The sequence below is a fragment of the Companilactobacillus keshanensis genome (genome assembly GCF_003946205.1).
GTDB classification, from domain to species: domain Bacteria; phylum Bacillota; class Bacilli; order Lactobacillales; family Lactobacillaceae; genus Companilactobacillus; species Companilactobacillus keshanensis.
Genome location: NZ_RHOS01000001.1, coordinates 41490 through 59986 on the forward strand (window position 1 = coordinate 41490; position 18497 = coordinate 59986).

General features: G+C 34.9%; 16 protein-coding genes. 8 read left to right on the plus strand and 8 right to left on the minus strand.

Translation table 11 applies throughout. The annotated features are described in order from the left end of the window. Positions 1 to 10: 10 nt before the first annotated feature. Positions 11 to 886, minus strand: a complete 876-nt coding sequence (locus EKM64_RS00245) for an N-acetylneuraminate lyase (RefSeq protein WP_125674391.1) — start codon at positions 884 to 886, stop codon at positions 11 to 13. Between the two features lie 438 nt (positions 887 to 1324). Between EKM64_RS00245 and EKM64_RS00250 the strand changes: the two genes are divergently transcribed. From EKM64_RS00250 to EKM64_RS00265, 4 genes are read left to right on the plus strand one after another with little or no spacing between them, the layout of a single operon-like run. Then, positions 1325 to 2068 (plus strand): sugar phosphate isomerase/epimerase family protein, encoded by a 744-nt coding sequence (locus EKM64_RS00250; protein WP_125674393.1) that lies wholly within the window; start codon positions 1325 to 1327, stop codon positions 2066 to 2068. After that, entirely contained in the window at positions 2068 to 3261 is a 1194-nt protein-coding gene (locus EKM64_RS00255) for a cation:proton antiporter (protein WP_125674395.1), read from the plus strand. Before EKM64_RS00250 ends, EKM64_RS00255 begins: the two co-directional genes overlap by 1 nt. Next, positions 3258 to 4763 carry a sodium:solute symporter gene (locus EKM64_RS00260; RefSeq protein WP_125674396.1) on the plus strand — a complete coding sequence of 502 codons (1506 nt, stop codon included), beginning with the start codon at positions 3258 to 3260 and terminating at the stop codon, positions 4761 to 4763. The genes EKM64_RS00255 and EKM64_RS00260 overlap by 4 nt, the downstream gene beginning before the upstream one ends. 26 nt (positions 4764 to 4789) lie before the next feature. Next, positions 4790 to 5767: an acetylxylan esterase gene (locus EKM64_RS00265; protein WP_125674397.1), complete on the plus strand. Its 978-nt coding sequence runs from the start codon at positions 4790 to 4792 to the stop codon at positions 5765 to 5767. 110 nt (positions 5768 to 5877) lie between these two features. On the opposite strand, the gene EKM64_RS00270 is transcribed toward EKM64_RS00265, so the two are convergent. After that, the gene (locus EKM64_RS00270) at positions 5878 to 6591 is read right to left on the minus strand and encodes a helix-turn-helix domain-containing protein (protein WP_125674398.1); all 714 of its coding nucleotides are present in this window, start codon (positions 6589 to 6591) and stop codon (positions 5878 to 5880) included. Positions 6592 to 6785: 194 nt separating this feature from the next. Between EKM64_RS00270 and EKM64_RS00275 the strand changes: the two genes are divergently transcribed. Continuing rightward, complete coding sequence (locus tag EKM64_RS00275) at positions 6786 to 7229, plus strand: OsmC family protein (protein ID WP_125674399.1); 444 nt, start codon at positions 6786 to 6788, stop codon at positions 7227 to 7229. A gap of 164 nt (positions 7230 to 7393) precedes the next feature. Here the strand turns inward: EKM64_RS00275 and EKM64_RS00280 are convergent, their stop codons facing one another. From EKM64_RS00280 to EKM64_RS00305, 6 genes are all read right to left on the minus strand, one after another. After that, entirely contained in the window at positions 7394 to 9001 is a 1608-nt protein-coding gene (locus EKM64_RS00280) for a TIGR03766 family XrtG-associated glycosyltransferase (protein ID WP_125674400.1), read from the minus strand. A 13-nt stretch (positions 9002 to 9014) separates the two neighbouring features. Then, on the minus strand, positions 9015 to 9422 hold the full coding sequence (locus EKM64_RS00285; RefSeq protein ID WP_125674401.1) for a 6-carboxytetrahydropterin synthase: 408 nt from the start codon (positions 9420 to 9422) through the stop codon (positions 9015 to 9017). A 3-nt stretch (positions 9423 to 9425) separates the two neighbouring features. After that, the gene (locus EKM64_RS00290) at positions 9426 to 10781 is read right to left on the minus strand and encodes a TIGR03111 family XrtG-associated glycosyltransferase (RefSeq protein WP_125674402.1); all 1356 of its coding nucleotides are present in this window, start codon (positions 10779 to 10781) and stop codon (positions 9426 to 9428) included. Beyond that, positions 10781 to 11380 (minus strand): exosortase family protein XrtG, encoded by a 600-nt coding sequence (gene xrtG / locus EKM64_RS00295; protein ID WP_125674403.1) that lies wholly within the window; start codon positions 11378 to 11380, stop codon positions 10781 to 10783. Before xrtG ends, EKM64_RS00290 begins: the two co-directional genes overlap by 1 nt. Before the next feature lie 36 nt (positions 11381 to 11416). Beyond that, entirely contained in the window at positions 11417 to 12604 is a 1188-nt protein-coding gene (locus EKM64_RS00300; RefSeq protein ID WP_125674404.1) for a Firmicu-CTERM sorting domain-containing protein, read from the minus strand. Between the two features lie 217 nt (positions 12605 to 12821). Beyond that, entirely contained in the window at positions 12822 to 13571 is a 750-nt protein-coding gene (locus tag EKM64_RS00305) for a glycosyltransferase family 2 protein (protein WP_125674405.1), read from the minus strand. 73 nt (positions 13572 to 13644) lie between these two features. Here EKM64_RS00305 and EKM64_RS00310 point away from each other — a divergent pair, with 73 nt between their 5' ends. From EKM64_RS00310 to EKM64_RS00320, 3 genes are all read left to right on the plus strand, one after another. Further along, complete coding sequence (locus EKM64_RS00310) at positions 13645 to 14394, plus strand: tyrosine-protein phosphatase (RefSeq protein ID WP_125674407.1); 750 nt, start codon at positions 13645 to 13647, stop codon at positions 14392 to 14394. Positions 14395 to 14448: 54 nt separating this feature from the next. Further along, a complete protein-coding gene (locus tag EKM64_RS00315; protein ID WP_125674409.1) occupies positions 14449 to 16395 on the plus strand; it encodes an ABC transporter ATP-binding protein/permease in 1947 nt (648 codons plus the stop codon). Between the two features lie 175 nt (positions 16396 to 16570). Further along, positions 16571 to 17905: a zinc-ribbon domain-containing protein gene (locus tag EKM64_RS00320; protein WP_125674412.1), complete on the plus strand. Its 1335-nt coding sequence runs from the start codon at positions 16571 to 16573 to the stop codon at positions 17903 to 17905. Positions 17906 to 18497 lie beyond the last annotated feature (592 nt).

Genomic DNA, 18497 nt, shown 5'->3' on the forward strand with positions numbered 1-18497 from the left:
TTATCACTTCTTAATCTTCTTTTAGGTAGTCATTGTAAATTTTCTTTGCTCCGGCAATCATTTCTGGAGTTGGTTGTGCCATAGGTCGTTTAGTAACACCAGCATTAACACCAAGTTCTTTGAAGACAAGTTTCAATGATGGATAAATATCATTGGCAATAAGTGCTGAGATAAGATCATTACTGTCTTTTTGCAATTGACGAGCCTTATCGATATCTCCAGCATCAAAAGCATTCATTTCAGCTTTAGCACGTTTTGCATTTAAGTTATATGTTGAGCCAATAGCACCATCAACACCAAGTGCAAGTGCTGGAAGTAGCATTTCATCGAATCCAGATAGGATTAATTTGTCAGGGAATCTGTTACGAACTCTTTCTAATAGGAAGAAGTCGGCATTTGTATACTTGATACCAATAATCTTTGGATTTTCAAACAATTCAGCAAACTGGTCGAGTGATAGTGAAACACCTGTTAGTACAGGAATTGAATAAATGATAAGTTCATTATCAACATCTTTAACAATTTCATTGTAATAATTCTTAATTTGTTCAAATGTGTAGTTGTAATAGAAAGGTGTAACAGCAGAAATATGTGGATAACCAAGATCGGTAACAAATTTGGCTAAATATTTTGCTTCGTTCAAATCTAATGATCCAACTTGAGCAATAAGATCAACATCATTTTTGGCCTCATCAATAGCAATCTTGAAAACTTGTTCCTTTTGTTCATGACTCATATTGAAATTTTCACCAGTACTACCACCAACATACAAACCATCAACTTTATTTACGTCGATGTTGTAACGGATCATTTCTCTTGTTCCGGCTTCATTAACTGTGCCGTCATCGTTAAAAGCTGTCATTAATGCTGAATATAATTTTTTCATAATTACCCTCGATTAAATTTGATTTTGTTTGTAATAGTTTTTCCAATCGTTAACCGCTGACATAAATGTACAATACGATAATTAATATTTCAATAGCATATTATGGTAATAATTTTCGCCTCACCGAGAATAGATTATTGTAAAGGCTTTCTTTGTTGTTAAAAAAAATTTCAGAATTTCAATAATCCAATTTACTTGAAGTTTTGTTTTAAATACTGCTGAAAACAAAAAAAATACTCTATAAAGTAGAAGCGGTTTGTTAATAATTACCGTTTTTAAAATATTCGGTAACTATTTTAAAGAAAACGTTTACATTATTAAAAATCCATGTTATATTTTTCACGTAATAGTTATTCAGTCAACCTAACCGCTACTAATAAACGCCCCTACAGGGTGAATATTGGTGACGGTTTTTTTATTTTGAGAGGTGAATAAATAATGCAAGCATCTATTAACACAGCTGTATTCGCAAGTAAAATTCAGGCTGGTGGTTCCCAACTTTCTTATCTGGAACAATTATCCGACTATCCTATCGACAATATCGAGGTTCGTGGAGAGCTTTTCAACGAAGAAACAAAGGATTCAGAGTTAAAAGCCATTTATGAATTATGCCAGAAACAAAATTGGGGCTTCTTTTATTCAGTACCTGAGCAACTCTTCAAGACTACTGAAGTTAATCCTAATTTAGAAGATCATCTAAAAATGGCTGAAAAATATCATATTGGCCATTTGAAGATCAGCCTCGGCGACCTTGAAGATATCTCAGTTGATCAATTAGAAAGTTTAAAGGATTTACTCAATAACTATGATGTTAAAGTTACGATCGAAAATGAACCCAATGAAAATGGTGTTCTGGACAATATAGTTCAACAAATCATCAAATTACGAGAATTAGATATTCCTTTAGGATACACATTTGACTCTGGAAATTGGTATTGGATTCTTGAAGATCCAGAAGATGCTTTTAAAAAAATTTCTGAAGCCATCACAGTCTTTCACTTAAAGGATATTAAAGATAAAGAAACAGTTATGTTAAATGAAGGTACTACTAATTGGAAATCACTCATTAACAACTTATCAAATAACATCCCTGTCTTTATTGAATATGAAACTTCTGAACAAGAATTGCCTGGACAAATAAAACTAGTAAACAATGCCTTAAAGGATCGGGATAGTAAATAATGAGCATCTTGCTTCAATTAGTACTTATTTTGATTTTAACCAAACTAGGAGCACATCTCTCCAGCGTTTTAAGCTTTCCTAGCGTTATTGGGGAACTCCTAGTCGGTGTTATCGCTGGACCAGCAGTTTTGAATATTTTGACCGGTACGACCTTTATTCAGTATTTTTCTGAAATTGGTGTCATCGTTTTAATGTTTATTGCTGGATTGGAAGGTGACCTCTCCTTACTTATCAAATATTGGAAACCTGCAATGACCGTAGCAACTCTAGGAGTTATTTTCCCAACATTAACCGCTGCTGCTCTCTGTGCTTGGGGTTTCAACTTTCCCTGGACCACTTCAATCTTTATTGGACTCGTACTAAGTGCCACTTCTGTCAGTATCACAGTCCAAGTTCTAAAGGAAATGGGTCGGATGAATACTCGTGAAGGAGCCATCATCTTAGGAGCTGCCGTTGCTGATGACATTATCTGTGTTATTCTGCTAGGCCTCTGTGTTGCTTTCTTCGGTTCAAGTGGTAGCAGTGATCAACCAGTTTGGTTAATGATCAGTACTAAATTATTATTCTTCGTTATCATGCTTGTCCTAGGCAAATGGTTTGTCCCTAAGTTCATGTCCTTCTTCAGTAAATTAAATACCAGTGAAAATGAAGCTACTGGTGCCATCATCTTATGCTTTGGCTTTGCGGCCATTGCCGTTTCTCTTGGCATGAGTGATGTTCTTGGTGCTTATTTTGCCGGTATAGCTTTATCAGAAACAAAGTTCAGAGAATCTCTAGCTCTAAAAATCGAACCAATAGGATATGCCGTCTTTATTCCAGTGTTCTTTGTAAGTATCGGTTTAAATATTACCTTCAAAGGACTTCAAAACGACATTATTTTTATTGCTTCACTAATTATTATCGCTATTATTGGAAAACAAATTGGTGGTGCCCTTGGTGCAAGGATATTCCATCTATCATGGAATGAAGCAAATATCGTTGGTGCCGGCATGGTCTCTCGTGGCGAGATGGCCTTAGTTGTAGCAAACGTTGCCCTTGGCGCAAAACTAATCGATCAAAACCATTACACGGCAATGATTGTAGTCACAGTTGTTACCACAATCATTGCTCCGTTGATCCTGAAATTATTCATTCAAAGAGCTACAAAAGAAAATAAAATTGCAGATACTGCAATTAATGAGGTGAAAATATGACAAAGGCCGGTTTTGGTACTATAAACTGGATTGTTCTAGTTGTTTATTTATTAGCTATGCTTGGCGTTGGTGCTTATTTTACAAAAAAGGCTAGTAAAAATGCAGACGCTTTCTTTACTGCAGAAGGTAAGATCCCTGCTTGGGCCGCTGGATTCAGTATCTATGCAACGACTTTAAGTGCTATTACATTTATGTCTACTCCTGAACAATCATTCTTAAATGATTGGGGCTATTCCGTAGGTAATTTATCAATTTTGATTCTTATTCCTCTTTTAATTAAATACTACGTTCCATTCTTCAGAAAATTAAAAGTTACCACAGCATACGAATATCTTGAAGAACGTTTTAGTCCTATTATGAGAGCTATCAGTAGTGCACTTTTCATGCTCTATCACATTGGACGTGTTGCTATCGTTATTTATTTACCAATTATTGCTATCACATCAGTCTCAAATATTAATCCGATCCTTATAGCTGTATTCGTTGGTGGCCTATGTATCGTTTATACATTCCTTGGCGGTATTGAAGGTGTTATCTGGAGTGATGTTATCCAAGGATTCTTATTACTTGGTGGAGCTTTACTTGTATGTATATTAGGTATTGCTTATGTCAAAGGTGGATTTGGTACCATCGTTAACGACGTATCAGTTCATCATAAATTCTTCTCAAGCGCTGACTGGCAATTCGGCGACCTATCTAAATTCATACCTTTGATCCTTGCTGGTCAAATATTTAATAGTTTGTACCAATACACTGGTAGTCAAGATGTTGTTCAACGCTATCAAACCACTGGATCTGTTAAAGATACTAATAAATCACTTTGGACTAATGGTCTACTTGCTTTGATCACTATTCCTTTATTCTTCGGTATGGGTACTGTTCTTTTCAGTTTCTATCAACATACTGGTTCACTTCCAAAGGGATTCAATACTAGTGCCATCGTCCCTTACTTCGTTATTACAGAAATGCCCGCTGGTGTTGCCGGATTAGTTATTGCCGGTATCTTTGCCGCAGCACAATCAACAATTGCTTCCAGTTTGAATGCTATTTCTTCTTGTGCTGTCACTGACTTTAAACAAAGGTTCTTCGGTGATAAACTAAAAAATATGAGTGATGTTACACTTGCTCGTATCATTATCATCATTGCTGGATTGTTAGGTCTAAGCGTTGCTATTTACCTACTACTAGGTAATGCATCTGAAACATGGAACTTGTTCTTAACTGTTACTGGTATCTTTGGTGTTCCTATTGCCGGTGTCTTTGCCGCTGGTATATTCACAAAACGTGCAAATTCAACTGGTGTGCTATTAGGACTTATTGCCAGTGTTGCTTTGTCATTCTATGCACAATCACTAAATATTTCTTCATTATTAGTTGCTTGTGTTGCCTTTATTTCATCATTTGTTCTTGGATATGTCTTCAGTTTATTTGCTCCAAAAGCAAACAAAGATGTTACTGGTTTAACAGCTGCTACTATCAACCAACAATATGTTAAAAAATAATTTCTAAATAAAGGAAGTCAATAACTTTGCAAGATACAATGACATTGGAAGAAATGAAAACTTATCGCGGACGCCGTGATACACCTAAGGATTTTGATAAATTTTGGGATAATAATATAAAAAATTTAAATTCCTCACCAGAATATAAACTAACTCCCCAAAATTTTAATCTACCAAATGTCGATTGCTATGAACTTACATTTGAAGGAACAAATAATTCCACTATTTATGCCAAATGTATTTTTCCAAAAAATCAAAAGAAATGCCCAGTAGTCTTTACTTTCCATGGCTACATGGGACAATCACTAGATTGGTCGATCCTATTACAATATCCAGCTGCAGGGCTTGGAGTCGTAATGATGGATGTCCGTGGTCAGTCAGGACAATCACAAGATAATACCAGATTTCGTGGTAATACGATCAAAGGTCAAATCATTCGCGGTGCTATCGATGGACCAGATCATCTATTCTTCAAAGACGTCTATTTAGATGTCTATCAGACAGTTGAAATTATCTCGAAACAGTCATTCGTCGATGAAAATAAACTGTACAGCTACGGAGCATCACAAGGCGGTGCGTTGTCCCTTGTCGCCGCCGCATTGAACAAAAAAATTAGCTTAACAGTCGTGATTTATCCCTTCTTGTCCGACTTTAAACGAATACTAGAATTAGGCGATCAAAATGAACCTTATAACGAATTATTTAGATATTTCAAGTTCTCAGATCCGTTTCATAAAACTGAAGAACAAATTCTAAATACTTTATCTTATATTGACGTTAAAAACATGGCCCATAGGATCCAAAACCCTGTAAAACTAATAACTGGATTAGACGATAATATCTGCTTCCCTTCTACTCAATTTGCCATGTTTAACCGGTTAACTTGTGCTAAAGAAATGTTCACTCTCCCTGAATATGGTCACGAGGAAATGAATGTTCATGTTAATGATAAAGTTATGAATTGGTTATCAGGTTCAACGATCAAAATTCAAACCCAAATGTAATACCTTCAAAAAAAGTGGAACAATATATGTTCAACTTTTAATCATTAATAGAAATGAGATCAGAAATCCACTTTGGATTACTGATCTCATTTTTTTATTAGAATGCTTTTTTACATAACACTAAACATGTTATACATTTTTTCGATTCTAATATCTTCTTTAGATATCTTCAGCAAAGATACCAATTCCCTTTCATCAATAATGGGTTCACTTGAAAATAGCATTTTTAATGCTGCCGGCATAATAGGTCTAAACGATATTCCAAACATTAAACCGAACTTATAGGGGGTATTTAAAAATGAAGATAGAATACTAATATGTATTTTTTCTAAATCAGTATCAATATTATCGGCATAAATATTAGTTAAACTATCAAAATATTCAGCTTTGCCACGATAAATATTTTCACAATTTTGATATTCATCATAGTTTTTGATGTTCATATAAATAGTAATACTTTGATTAGTAGATTCATCCTCAATTGCCTGAAATTCTAAAATACACTTGACGATACATTTAGATCTTCCATCGTAAAAATAAGAATATAATCGTGAATTTTTGCCTTGCTTTTTTAACCACATATTTTTCTCTTCAGGACTTGTCACAACCGATGCACACTCAGGTAATAACTGACCTACTTCGACATTTAATACACCCGCAATTTCGTACAACATAGGGATATCAATATTTATTTCTCCACTTTCATACTTTGATACCGTTGCCTTGCTTTTATATACTTTCTCAGCAAACTCGACCAAGGTTATATTTTTCCTTTTTCTAAAGCGTCTGATTCTTTGTCCGATAGTTTTGGAAATCTGTTCCATGATAGCCTCTTATAAATACAATATTTTTTAAAATTATCTTTGATTAAGAAATTCAATACGTTTATCCATTCAAAAGTAATGAAAATTCTACTCTAAAGAAACATTTACCATAATAAGTCTAACTTTACTCCATTTGATCAAATTGTCTAATTTTAAGATATGTATTATTTTATAATAGTAAGGGGGAATTAATTATGGCAAACAAAACATATAAAGCTACCGTAACTTCAATAGAAGGTTATGAGGTTGAGAGTCAAGTAAGAGATTTCAATGCTACTTTAGATGAACCACTATCATCTGGAGGTACTAATAAAGGTATCAATCCTGTTGAAACTTTGTTGTCCGCTCTTGGCGCCTGTGAAACTATGGTCGCTAAATCATTCGCTAAATCCCAAGGTATCGTTTTAAGAAGAATAAAAGTTGAAGTTCAAGGGGTACTCGATTCAGATGGCTATACAGGTAAAAATTCTAATGCCAAAGTTGGATTTTCAAAACTAACTTCAAAGTTTTATGTAGATGCTGATAATACTGAAGAAGAGGTTAAAGAATATATCGACTTCGTAACAAAACATTGTCCCGTACATGACACAATTGAAAATGCTCCAGAATTCGAAGACAAAGTTTTAACTTACGAATAAGAAAAAAGGCTATAAGAAATTCATCAATTAAGTATGATATTTCTCATAGCCTTTTTGTATATTTTCATCTCTAACTCTATTTTAAAGCTAATCAGAGAAGGTTCTATTTCATACACACTTACTAAAAATCAACAAAAGTCTTAATCTGAGAGAATACAAATCCCTTAACTATTTCTAGATAATTCATCAGATTTTTCAGCTTCATTTACTTTGAATTCATACCAACCAAATAAGCGTTTAATATTAGATACCGCCCGCTCAAATGAAAGTACCCCTAACAACAAAACACATGGTAAATATTGAATCAGATAACGACTACGTCCACCTTCAAATAGTAATAAGAAGATAAAACCGCCGACTAGTGATAATCGCAATATCTGGATCAAGTTATTTCGCGGTCCGAATCCTAGAGCAATAATAACTAACAAAGTTATCCACCACAATTGAGCTGCAAATCTGAAATCAGCAATGTGTCTTCCGTAAAGATATATATAATTCTTCAACTTATTTGTAATACCTTTATTACTTGGTTTTTGATTATCTAAAAAGAAATGGCCTTCCTTTAGCCAACCGAATGTTCCATCGGCCGTATTGTTACGCTGTTTCATGATTAAAAATTTGAAATAACCAAAGGCTCCTAGCTTTTTTAACCTCTTTTTAAGCATCATAACAGAGTAGTCAGACTTTTGCTTTTCAGTTGGAATAAACGTCATCGCAACCGCTTGATGCCAATCATAACCACCTTGTCCGTAAACTCCCATCGCCATAAAATGAATTGCAGGGATCGAACGTGTCTTATCAATTTCAATATATGTTTGGTTTTGAATTTTATCATTAGCGATTTTGTAGGTAGCTCCCGCTCCCGCACCAATTAGTGTCAGTGCTGCAAATGTCACAACTAATCCACGTATAGTTAAATGTTTCTTTTTAATCAGCCAATTTAAGATCCCAATGATAACAATTGCAATCACGGGGATGATCGCAGATGGTTTTACAAAATAAACTAAAACAACACTAAATCCAAATACTACTCCCGCTAACATAAACGATATCTGTTCGATGACAGTATCCATTTTGGCTGTCTTATACATGACAAAATAACAGAATAGATACATTGACACTAATGGCAACGACCAAGCATCGGTATAGGGCATGATGATCGTTGGGAATACCATTAACCAAGCAGAATGCATATAAAGTGCCGTGCCTAAGAGTCTTTTTTTGATCAACATAATACTCAATAAATTAATGACCATCGACAGATCAACTGAAAACAATGTTACGTAATCAAAGAATAACCACGACGTCTTACCACTCAAAGTTACTAACCAGTGCATAAATAACATTATAGGCAAGTTATTCTGATTAAGACTAAAGTAACTAGTAACATCAACCTCTTGGGCATGTTTAGTACTAGTTGCCGCATGTAGTAACATACCTGAATCAAATCCACTGACTGGATGACAATACATCACAAAAAAAATTTGAGCAGCTACTACTGCTAATATTATCAAACTACCAGTTAAGACTTGATGAATAATAAAAACATTATAAAACCAAGCACGGATTTTCGGATATGCGTAATTCATAACAATTATCGCAATAATAAAAATAACTAAACCTGTTGTCACCATAGTTGTACTAGTTCCGAATGTATCATTATCTCCAATAATTATGTTCACTGACGTCAATGCAAAAAAGAGAGTCAGAAAAAATAAGACTCTCCAAAATATATTTATCACTGAATTACTAAAATTATAAAATCTACGCATCTGGTTTTCCCTATTATTTTTGTTCCGATTTAGTTTCTGGATCTTTTGGTAATTTTCTATCCGTCACATCGATACAATATGCTCGTGTTGGAGAGTCACTGACTTCAATTCTAAGTAACATCGCACCATTTGTACGTAAAATTGCATCGATCTCGTTAAATAGATATTCCGTTACATTTTCGACTGTTGGATTGACAACCTTAAACTCAGGTAAATCATTCAAATACTTACCTGAAAGTGCGTCAATAGCTCGATGTAGAGATTTCTCAATATCAAAGAAAGAAACCATCGCCTCAGCAACATGCAATTCACATGTGATTTCCCAAGTATGATTATGCTTCTTACCAGTTCCCGATTCCCAGCGAACCGCATGACTTGCATTAACATACGATTTAATCTTATATGACCGTTGCTTTACCATGAATTATTCTCCCTTTCTATCTTTGCGACATTGCTCTTTAACAGTTTTAATATCATCTTTTAGAACACTTCTAAGTTGATCCATTTCAGTATTAATACCACGCATTTTCCATGAAGCTTTGGTCGTCATACTATTAATAATTCCAATCAAGCGGATCCAAGAACAGATAAACATATACAGTGGTAACGTCAATGTTACCCACCAAAGGTGCAAATAGTAACGTTGTTCTTTTGGATACTTTTTAAGTAAGATCCCTACACTGATATAATTGATCACTGCTACAAAAACATATAGAGCATAAATCAAAATGTACGATAGTAACAGGATCAATGGTGAAAACCCAAATGCTATCAAGACAAAACTGGCAAAAGTCCAAATCATTCTTGGAAAACTAAAAGTATGATCGATCATCATTCTTCGTACCAAAAAATTATTAAAAAATTTATTTAATCCAGCCGATTGTGACATGTAATTGTGTGTAACTTCCAATTCTCCACGTTGCCATCGTTGACGCTGTGTATACAATTCCTTAAATCCTGAAATCGGTTCAACATAAAATATAGCATCTGAACAAACAATAACCTTTTTACCTAATCGAGTCCTAATCTGGAATGTCATATCAGTATCTTCACCGATAGTGTCGATATCGTACAAGAACGTTTCCATTAAGACTTCACGCCTAAAGGCCGAAAATGCTCCTGACATTGTAAATAATTGATCCCGTGATGACTCGATCGTACGTCCAGACATAAAAGCTTGGGCGTATTCATAATATTCATTTTTTGCCAAGATGCGATGCCAAAAGCCCTTCACACCTTGAACCAATTCTTCTTTAGGAATTATCGATCCTGTCATGGCCGAAATACTAGGATCATTTTCAAAACGCAAGACCATATTTTCTACAGCATGTGGCTCCAATATACCATCACTATCAATATTGATAATATACGTTCCAATGCTTTCATAAATGGCTGTATTCAAAGCTTTGGCCTTAACGTTGTCCGTATTAACGTAACGCAGAATTAGCTCTGGAAAGGTATTTTGTGCTTTAGCATAGGCTCCAAAACTATCATCTGTACTTTGGTTATTTGCCAAAACTATCTGCATGGCATCTTTAGGATAGGTCTGATTATTGATTGATCGAATACATTCAAATAAAGTATCTTCAGAATTATATACTGGCACAATAATCGATACATAAGGCCATTTTCCAGGCGCTACTAATTTTTTTTGATGTGTGTGTATGTACATCAGCTTAATAGTAGAAATAATTGCAGGAATGATTTCTACTATTATTGGAATAAGCGCCCAAGTGATCCAGAAGCCCATTTTAGTAAGTGCTAAATTTATCCAGTACATTACTCCTTACTGCTCCTCCGATCTATGAACTTTCGATAAATTCCACGTGCTAATTGAGAGTAAGTGAAGACGTTATAATATAGTGCAATGACTAATACATAGAAGACTAATCGTCCAATAACAGAGTGCGCTAAAAAGAACGACTGCCCACCCATAAAATGAACAATTGTTATAACAATGATCAATCTCAAAACGTTGATCAAATATATGAAGAACATCCCAAAAATAGCATAGAATACTTTTTCCTTACGTTCATACATCGGAAAAAAGACGACTAACGAGACAAATGCACATGTTTCAATAATTCCTGAACATTCATAATCAATCGACATAATGACCGGATTATGGCCGTTAGTAATATACACTAATCCCGTCTTCAACATGACTGTGGCCCAACCGGTTATTTTATTTAAAAGGTCAACTCCGTGAATGACCGCATGGGTAAAAAACCAGACCCAGTATGGACGACTAATTGCCATCAAAATAAAGAAAAGTCCAGCACTACCAACAATGAAGAAGAAAGCAGATAACTGGGCTCTTTTTAGTACTGATAACATGTACAGCCATACTACAATTCCCAGTAGGATGTATATGTTCATTTAACATCAGTCCTATTATTTAATTTATTGATCAAACTATTTACCAGAATTACGTGCTCCACGTTTTAAATATCCAGCTTTCTTTAGTTTGACATATCCAAACCCGGCGATTAAAACCCCGACTCCAGAAATCAAGAGTGGACCTGTTGAACCACCAGAAGTTGTGACCTTCTCATTACCAATGTTGGGATTATACATAGTAATTGTCTGGCCACCCATAGTTGAAACATCTAGCTTACTAAGATCTATTCGAAATTCACCAATATTATTTTTTCCATCATTAGTAACATAACCATTTCCGACAGTTCCGTACTTATTATCTTCGTTATAGTCACCAGCAGTAAAACTGACAGCCTTGGTTTCATTAGCTGCTAAAGTAGACGGAATTTCTTTTGTCCAAACGTAAACTTTCTTACCGCTAATATCAAAATTATAATCACCATAACCAGGTACATTACCATACTTCATTTTGACATAAACATATACGTAATGGCCGTCACTGACCATAGCTGTATAGCCGTTATAGCCTTCAGTTAATTGAATATTCTTCCAATCTTGATACTTACCATCAATATTAATATTCAAATTATCATTCGTATTATTGGCATTGGCATTCGTTGGCGTATCACCTTTTTCATTCTTATCGGCCTTACCATCAACAGTACCAACTGCATCTTTGCCACCAACAGAATTGACTATTGTGGTTACTTCGTCGCTGCCAATATTAGAATTTTTCATTGAGATCTGCTTGCCAACATCTGAATCAGGTAAATCAAACTTACTTAAATCAATTTTGAACTCCGCCACACTTTTACCATCGACAGTAGAAACATAACCATTACCTACTGTTCCATATTGAGTACCATCATAATCTGAACCACCAGTTAACGTGATTTGTTTGGCATCACCCTCAGCAACGTCACCCGAAATATCGTTAGTCCAAACATGATAATCTTTTCCATCAACATTAAAAATATAATCACCGTGACCGGGTACCTGTCCGTTTTTCATCTTCACGTAGACATTGACATATTGACCATCACTGACCATTCCGGTATAACCGTTATAGCCCTCGATCAAATTGATGTTTTTCCAATCAGAGAATTTTCCGTCAATGGTAATAGTACTAGAATCAGCATTCACAGTTGCAGGTTTTATAAATCCTATTGACCCGCCTAGTCCAAGCATGATTGCACCAATTACTATTATTTTACGTAATTTCATACAGTTAAATTCCCCCCTTTAAATTTAAGATTTCTCAAATAACTATTTTGACATTTTATTATTTACAAAAATATTTATACTCAGTTTTATTTTAACTTAATTTATAGTCATGATAAAGATACTTTGCCTTTAATTCAACTATAAATAATTTATTCTATAATCAAAAAAAATTAGGCCAAGCATTACCTTAAAGTAACGAGTGGCCTAAATAAAAACCCTATTTCATTTCTTCACGATCATTGAATCCGTGAATAGTTCTGTAAACTCGCAGATTGGCAAGTCCAACATCTCGAACGTTTTCAATCGTCACTTTACGACTTGCACTGTCTTTTCTAGAAACATAATGGTACAAGGGTTTATTATCGAGGTAAAATTTTTGTGCTAACGTTGCATACTCAACATTAAAAACTTCGTCTTCCATCAAATCCAAATCTGTTTGAAAAGACAGATTATTTTTTTGGATGATCGATGTGCGATAAACTTTATTCCAAGTATAACCCATGACTGTTCCATTGATTTTAATGATCTGCTTGATTGCTTCGTCACGATCAACAAAACTATTTTGACGGTCAGTATTTTTATTTTTTTTCCCATTGTCATTGAAAAAACCACATGTTGCCATATCTAAATCATATTCATTAAATAGACTTAGAAAAAAATCAACGTATTCTGGTTCAACAAAATCATCACCATCAACAAAAGTAACCAGATCAGTCTTAACTACCTGCAATCCAGAATTTCTAGCCGCTGAAACTCCGGCATTTTGAGCATGGCAAACAACTTTGATCCAGTTATACTTTGCTTCATATTTTTTGATAACCTCTAAAGTATTATCAGTTGAACAATCATCGACAATGATCACTTCAAAATTTTTATTAGTTTGAGCGACTAACGATTCAATCGTTTTGTTAATGTAGCCAGCAACATTGTAGGCTGATACAATAATTGAAAGTTTATTTTCTGTCATTAATAAAATCACCTTAATAACATTTTACTTCAAAAAACCTAATACACGCAACGAATTATCGGGGAGGAAAATTATGAAACGTATCTTAAATCTTGAAGGTGCAATAAACTTACGTGAACTGGGGGGATATAAAACCACCAGTGGCCAACAAATTAAATATAATAAACTCCTTCGTTCAGGAGATATAAGCAATTTAACGCCTCAAGCTTTAAATTACCTTAAAAAATACGGATTAAAATATGTCGTCGATTTTCGTTCAGAGCGAGAACAGAACTCCTGGACTGATCAAAATACTAATTTTTATAAAATTTATTCAGATCCAATATACCCATTAAAAGGTAATGGTGAAAAATTAATGAATGCTTTTGACAGCCAGCAATCATATCTAGGAATGATCTATCAATCAGTTCTCTTAGATAAATATGGGCAAAGAGCTTACAAATTATTTTTTGATCTACTATTAGAGAATGATCAACCCAATGAATCTCTGTTGTTCCACTGTGCTGCTGGTAAGGATCGAACTGGCATGGGTGCCATTTTGATTCTCAAGGCTCTCGGAGTTGACGATGAGACAATAACAAAGGATTACCTTCTGACTAATCTTATGTATTCTGACACCGCTACAATTGCGCGTACTTTAAATGATAAAAATGGAAATGAAGATATCAATAAAATGAATATGACTAAAGCTGATTTAGCCAGCGTTACGTCTGTCTTCGCTGCAATAAATCATTATTATGGAAGTTTTGAGGAATATTTGCATTCGGCCTTTGGGATTAATTCCAAAAAACTCAAAAAGTTAAAAAGAATTTACTTAGACTAGGATAACTATTATAATCAATTTACCAAATACATAGTTATGAATCGGGGTTATTCAATGAGCTTGTTAGAACTAAAAGATGTCAAAAAATCTTTTATGCTAGGCAAAAAGAAGTTTCCTGTCCTAAAAGGAATCAATCTTGAACTTGATCGTGGAGAATTTGTTTCAATTCTAGGTGAATCTGGTGGTGGTAAAACTACTTTACTAAACACTATCGGTGGATTGGATTCTCAATTTGAAGGCGATATTTTTGTTGACGGCAAGTCACTCAAGAAAGGATCAGATAAAGCCCTAGATAATTATCGTAGTCACACTGTTGGCTTTGTTTTCCAAAGTTTCCATCTGATCAGTCACCTGACCATTTTGGAAAATGTCCTAGTTCCTCTTGAAATGTCATCATTAAGTAAATCGGAACGTATACAGCGTGCCACTGATTTATTAAAGAAAGTTGGACTAGAAGAACACGTTACTAAGCATCCCAACCAGCTATCCGGTGGGCAAAAACAACGTGTTGCTATTGCTCGTGCTTTAGCAAATGATCCAGAGATCATTATTGCCGATGAGCCTACTGGGGCCTTAGACTCACAAAATACAAAAGAAGTATTGAAGATTTTAGATGACATTGCCAAAGAAGGTAAATTAGTCATCGCTGTTACCCATTCACAAACAGTAGCTGATTATGGTACAAGAATCGTTCACTTGGCAGATGGTGTGATTGATTCTGATAAAACAATCCGAGAAAGCTATAAGATGGAAAATATCAGTGACGCTAATAAAAAAATCACTCATCTAAGCTTCATGGATACGTTTAGACTAGCTTGGGAACATATGCTCTACACAAAGGGTCGAAATATCCTGATCATAATTGGTGCCGCTATTGGTATATTCTCGGTTATCTTGATGTTAGGACTAGGTTCTGGCGTCACTGGCTATATCAATGGTGAAATGACTAAGCAGATCAATCCTAATGCCATTCAAGTTACTAAGAATCTGCCACAAAATGGAGCTAATACAGATACTGATTCCATCAATATTACTAAATCTGACATAACTAGCTTTAAAGACATCAAAAACGTTGAAAAAGTCGAAAAAGCTTATTTCCTACAATCTCCAAAATTGAATTACAACAAGAAAAATACCAATGTTCAATATTTCCAGACCTGGAATGCCACTGAAAAAACTGGTGACATTACCAAAGGATCAAAGCCAAGTAATGGTGAGATCATTCTGCTTAAATCAGACGCTCAAAAATTAAACAAAAAGCACTATAAGAATTTAGTTGGTAAAACTGTAAAGATGTACATTTCAACTTTAGATGACGATAAAAAGCCTACTCAGGTTGCTATTGACTTGAAAGTTTCTGGTATTATCAAATCTGGATCTTCTGCCATCACTTATGACACTTTAAAATCAGCATCTAAGAAATCTAATGTAACCATCAAACCTAACTTTGCTACTTTGACCGTCAATGAAACTCAAAATGTTAAAGCTGTTCAAGACAAGATCAAATCTTACAAGATGACAGTTAAGAGTAAGAAGCAAAATAAATATATGATCACTGGAGTTGGTGCGATCATCGACCAACTTAATACTTATCTAAACCTTGCATTCTACGTTCTAGCTGGTGTCGCCGGTATTTCCTTGATCGTTTCAGCTATTATGATCATCGTAGTCTTATACATCAGTGTTTCTGAGCGTACCCAAGAAATTGGTATATTGCGTGCCATCGGGGCTAGAAAGAAAGATATCAGAAATATGTTTGTTTCCGAATCATTCTTAATTGGATTAGTATCTGGGGTATTTGCCGTTCTAATTGCATATGGGGTTCAGTTATTGATAAATAATGCGACCCAGAATGCCTTTAAGGCAACAATCGTCTCGATATCACCTGGTAATGCTATATTCGGCATCGCCATCAGTATCATTATTAGTTTATTAGCCGCTCTAGCTCCATCAAGGCGTGCTGCAAAACTTGATCCACGTGATTCATTAACAGATGAATAATTTAATAATCCTTAAAAACTCAGCGTAGGCTGGGTTTTTTTTGTATAATAGAGTTTCGATAAGATCGAGAATTAATCAACAAGTATGATGTTTTTGTGAACTTTACTATAGACATCTTTATGAACGTCCGTTTGTTTTGTATACTTATCTTTGTCAAAGTAATGGAGGAATAATTATGTTTTGTCCTAATTGTGGCCACAAAGTTGACCCTTCACAGAAGTTTTGTGACAACTGCGGCGCGGCCTTAAAGAAAAGAAGTACCAGTGCTGACCTAAATACGGATGAACTTCATCAATCTGAAGAAGACGATACTATTCGCTCTCTTTCAGATATTGAAGCCGAACTTAAAGCAACTGAAAAAGGTCCAGAATCTACGCCAGCACCTAAAGAAACACACTATACACAGGCACCAGCTCAACAAAAGGCTTATGATAGTGTAAGAGAGGCACCTGTTAAGCCCGCTGAGCCTAAGCATACTGAACCTGCACATCACTATGATCCTGTAAAAACTTATGAACGTACAAAGTCCGATTCAGCCGATACGCTAGATGATCGAACAATGGCTTACAATAAGAATGATTTTCGACAAGCTGAAAAGGTTTATCATGATCCTTATACCAATAAACCTTATAAACCTGCTGAAGACCCCTTTAAGCCAACAAAAAGTGAACTAAAAAAACAACAAAAAGAAAAGCAAAAAGAAAAGATCGAAAAACAAAGTGATGGTTTATTTTCTAATATGCTTAACTTTGCGCGTAATAACAGTTATTTAAGTATTTTTGCCGTTATTATCACCGCGATCCTTTTAGTCTTTAAACGTAATTATGGATGGATTGCCTTAGCCGTCTTTATTCTTTTGTGGTTCCTTATGTCACAATTCAAACATGGTAAAGAAGTAGGTCTCAATAAGAGATTTTCACATTCAAATGAAGATGACGATGAACCCGCTGATAATGTACGTACCTCTGGTAGCAGTTATGACCAACCTAGAGAATATCAGCATACTGAAAGACCTGCTAAACAAAAAAAAGAGCATAAAGTTCATGATGCCAGTCGTGGTAAGAATTCACGTCAGATCCTGATCATTATTTCTTCAATTGTTGGATTTATTTCATCTGTTAGTGGCCCATTCATCAATGGTGTTTCCCTATCCAGTACAATTGCATCTGCAGCTAACTACACTGCTAACCTGGGTGCACAAACAACTCTGATCATGAATGCATCTTCTGCTATACGTTTGATCTGTTTCATTTCACCAGTTATAGCCCTGATTGCTGCATGTTTTAGATCACATGGCAGTATCAGAATAGTTAGGATATTTACCGTATTACCAACTATCATTTACGCATTGGTATATGGAATATTCTCATCTGGTGCAGTAAACTCAGCCGCTATTACTGGTCAAACTGCTATTGGCGGTACGGCCTTTGGATATAGCTTCTATATCTTATTGATAACTTCAATTATTTCATTGTTCTTGGCTTATACATTAAGACCTCGTATTAGATAGAGGTTTTATTCCGTCTCCGATTTTTAATGATTCAACTTTTTGCTGGACCATCTCCGTAATATACTTATATAGAAGAATATGGATCCCTAAATACAAATTTTGTATCTAGGGATCTTTTTTTATATCAACGTACTCGTAGGGGGGCATTAAATTCACAAAAAAATTTTTCAGGCGTTTTTTTTGAATATTTGACAGAATAGTCTATAATTCAAAGTAAGAAAACCGGATATGTTTAAACATATTTAGTTTTCGATAACCTCATTACTTTACTAAACCTAAAGTATGAGGACCCAGTTGCCAATACCCCCACCAGTTTAATAAGACTGCCGTTGCGGCAGCTGCCTAGTTTCGTTTCATGAATGGGATAGATATAAGGGGCCTAGCCCCTTATTTTTAAATCAATATACGGGGATGAAAAGTCGATACTAGAGATTAAATATTTTATTCTGAGCAGCTGGTCTCATAAGCCGGCTCAACCATCTGAATAAACCCTCCTGATAATTACAACTACTAATACGTTTCCAAGAGGACATTTATAACCTCTTTGGAAAATTAATACACCAACTTTAAAATAAGAAATGCTTCCAAAAAA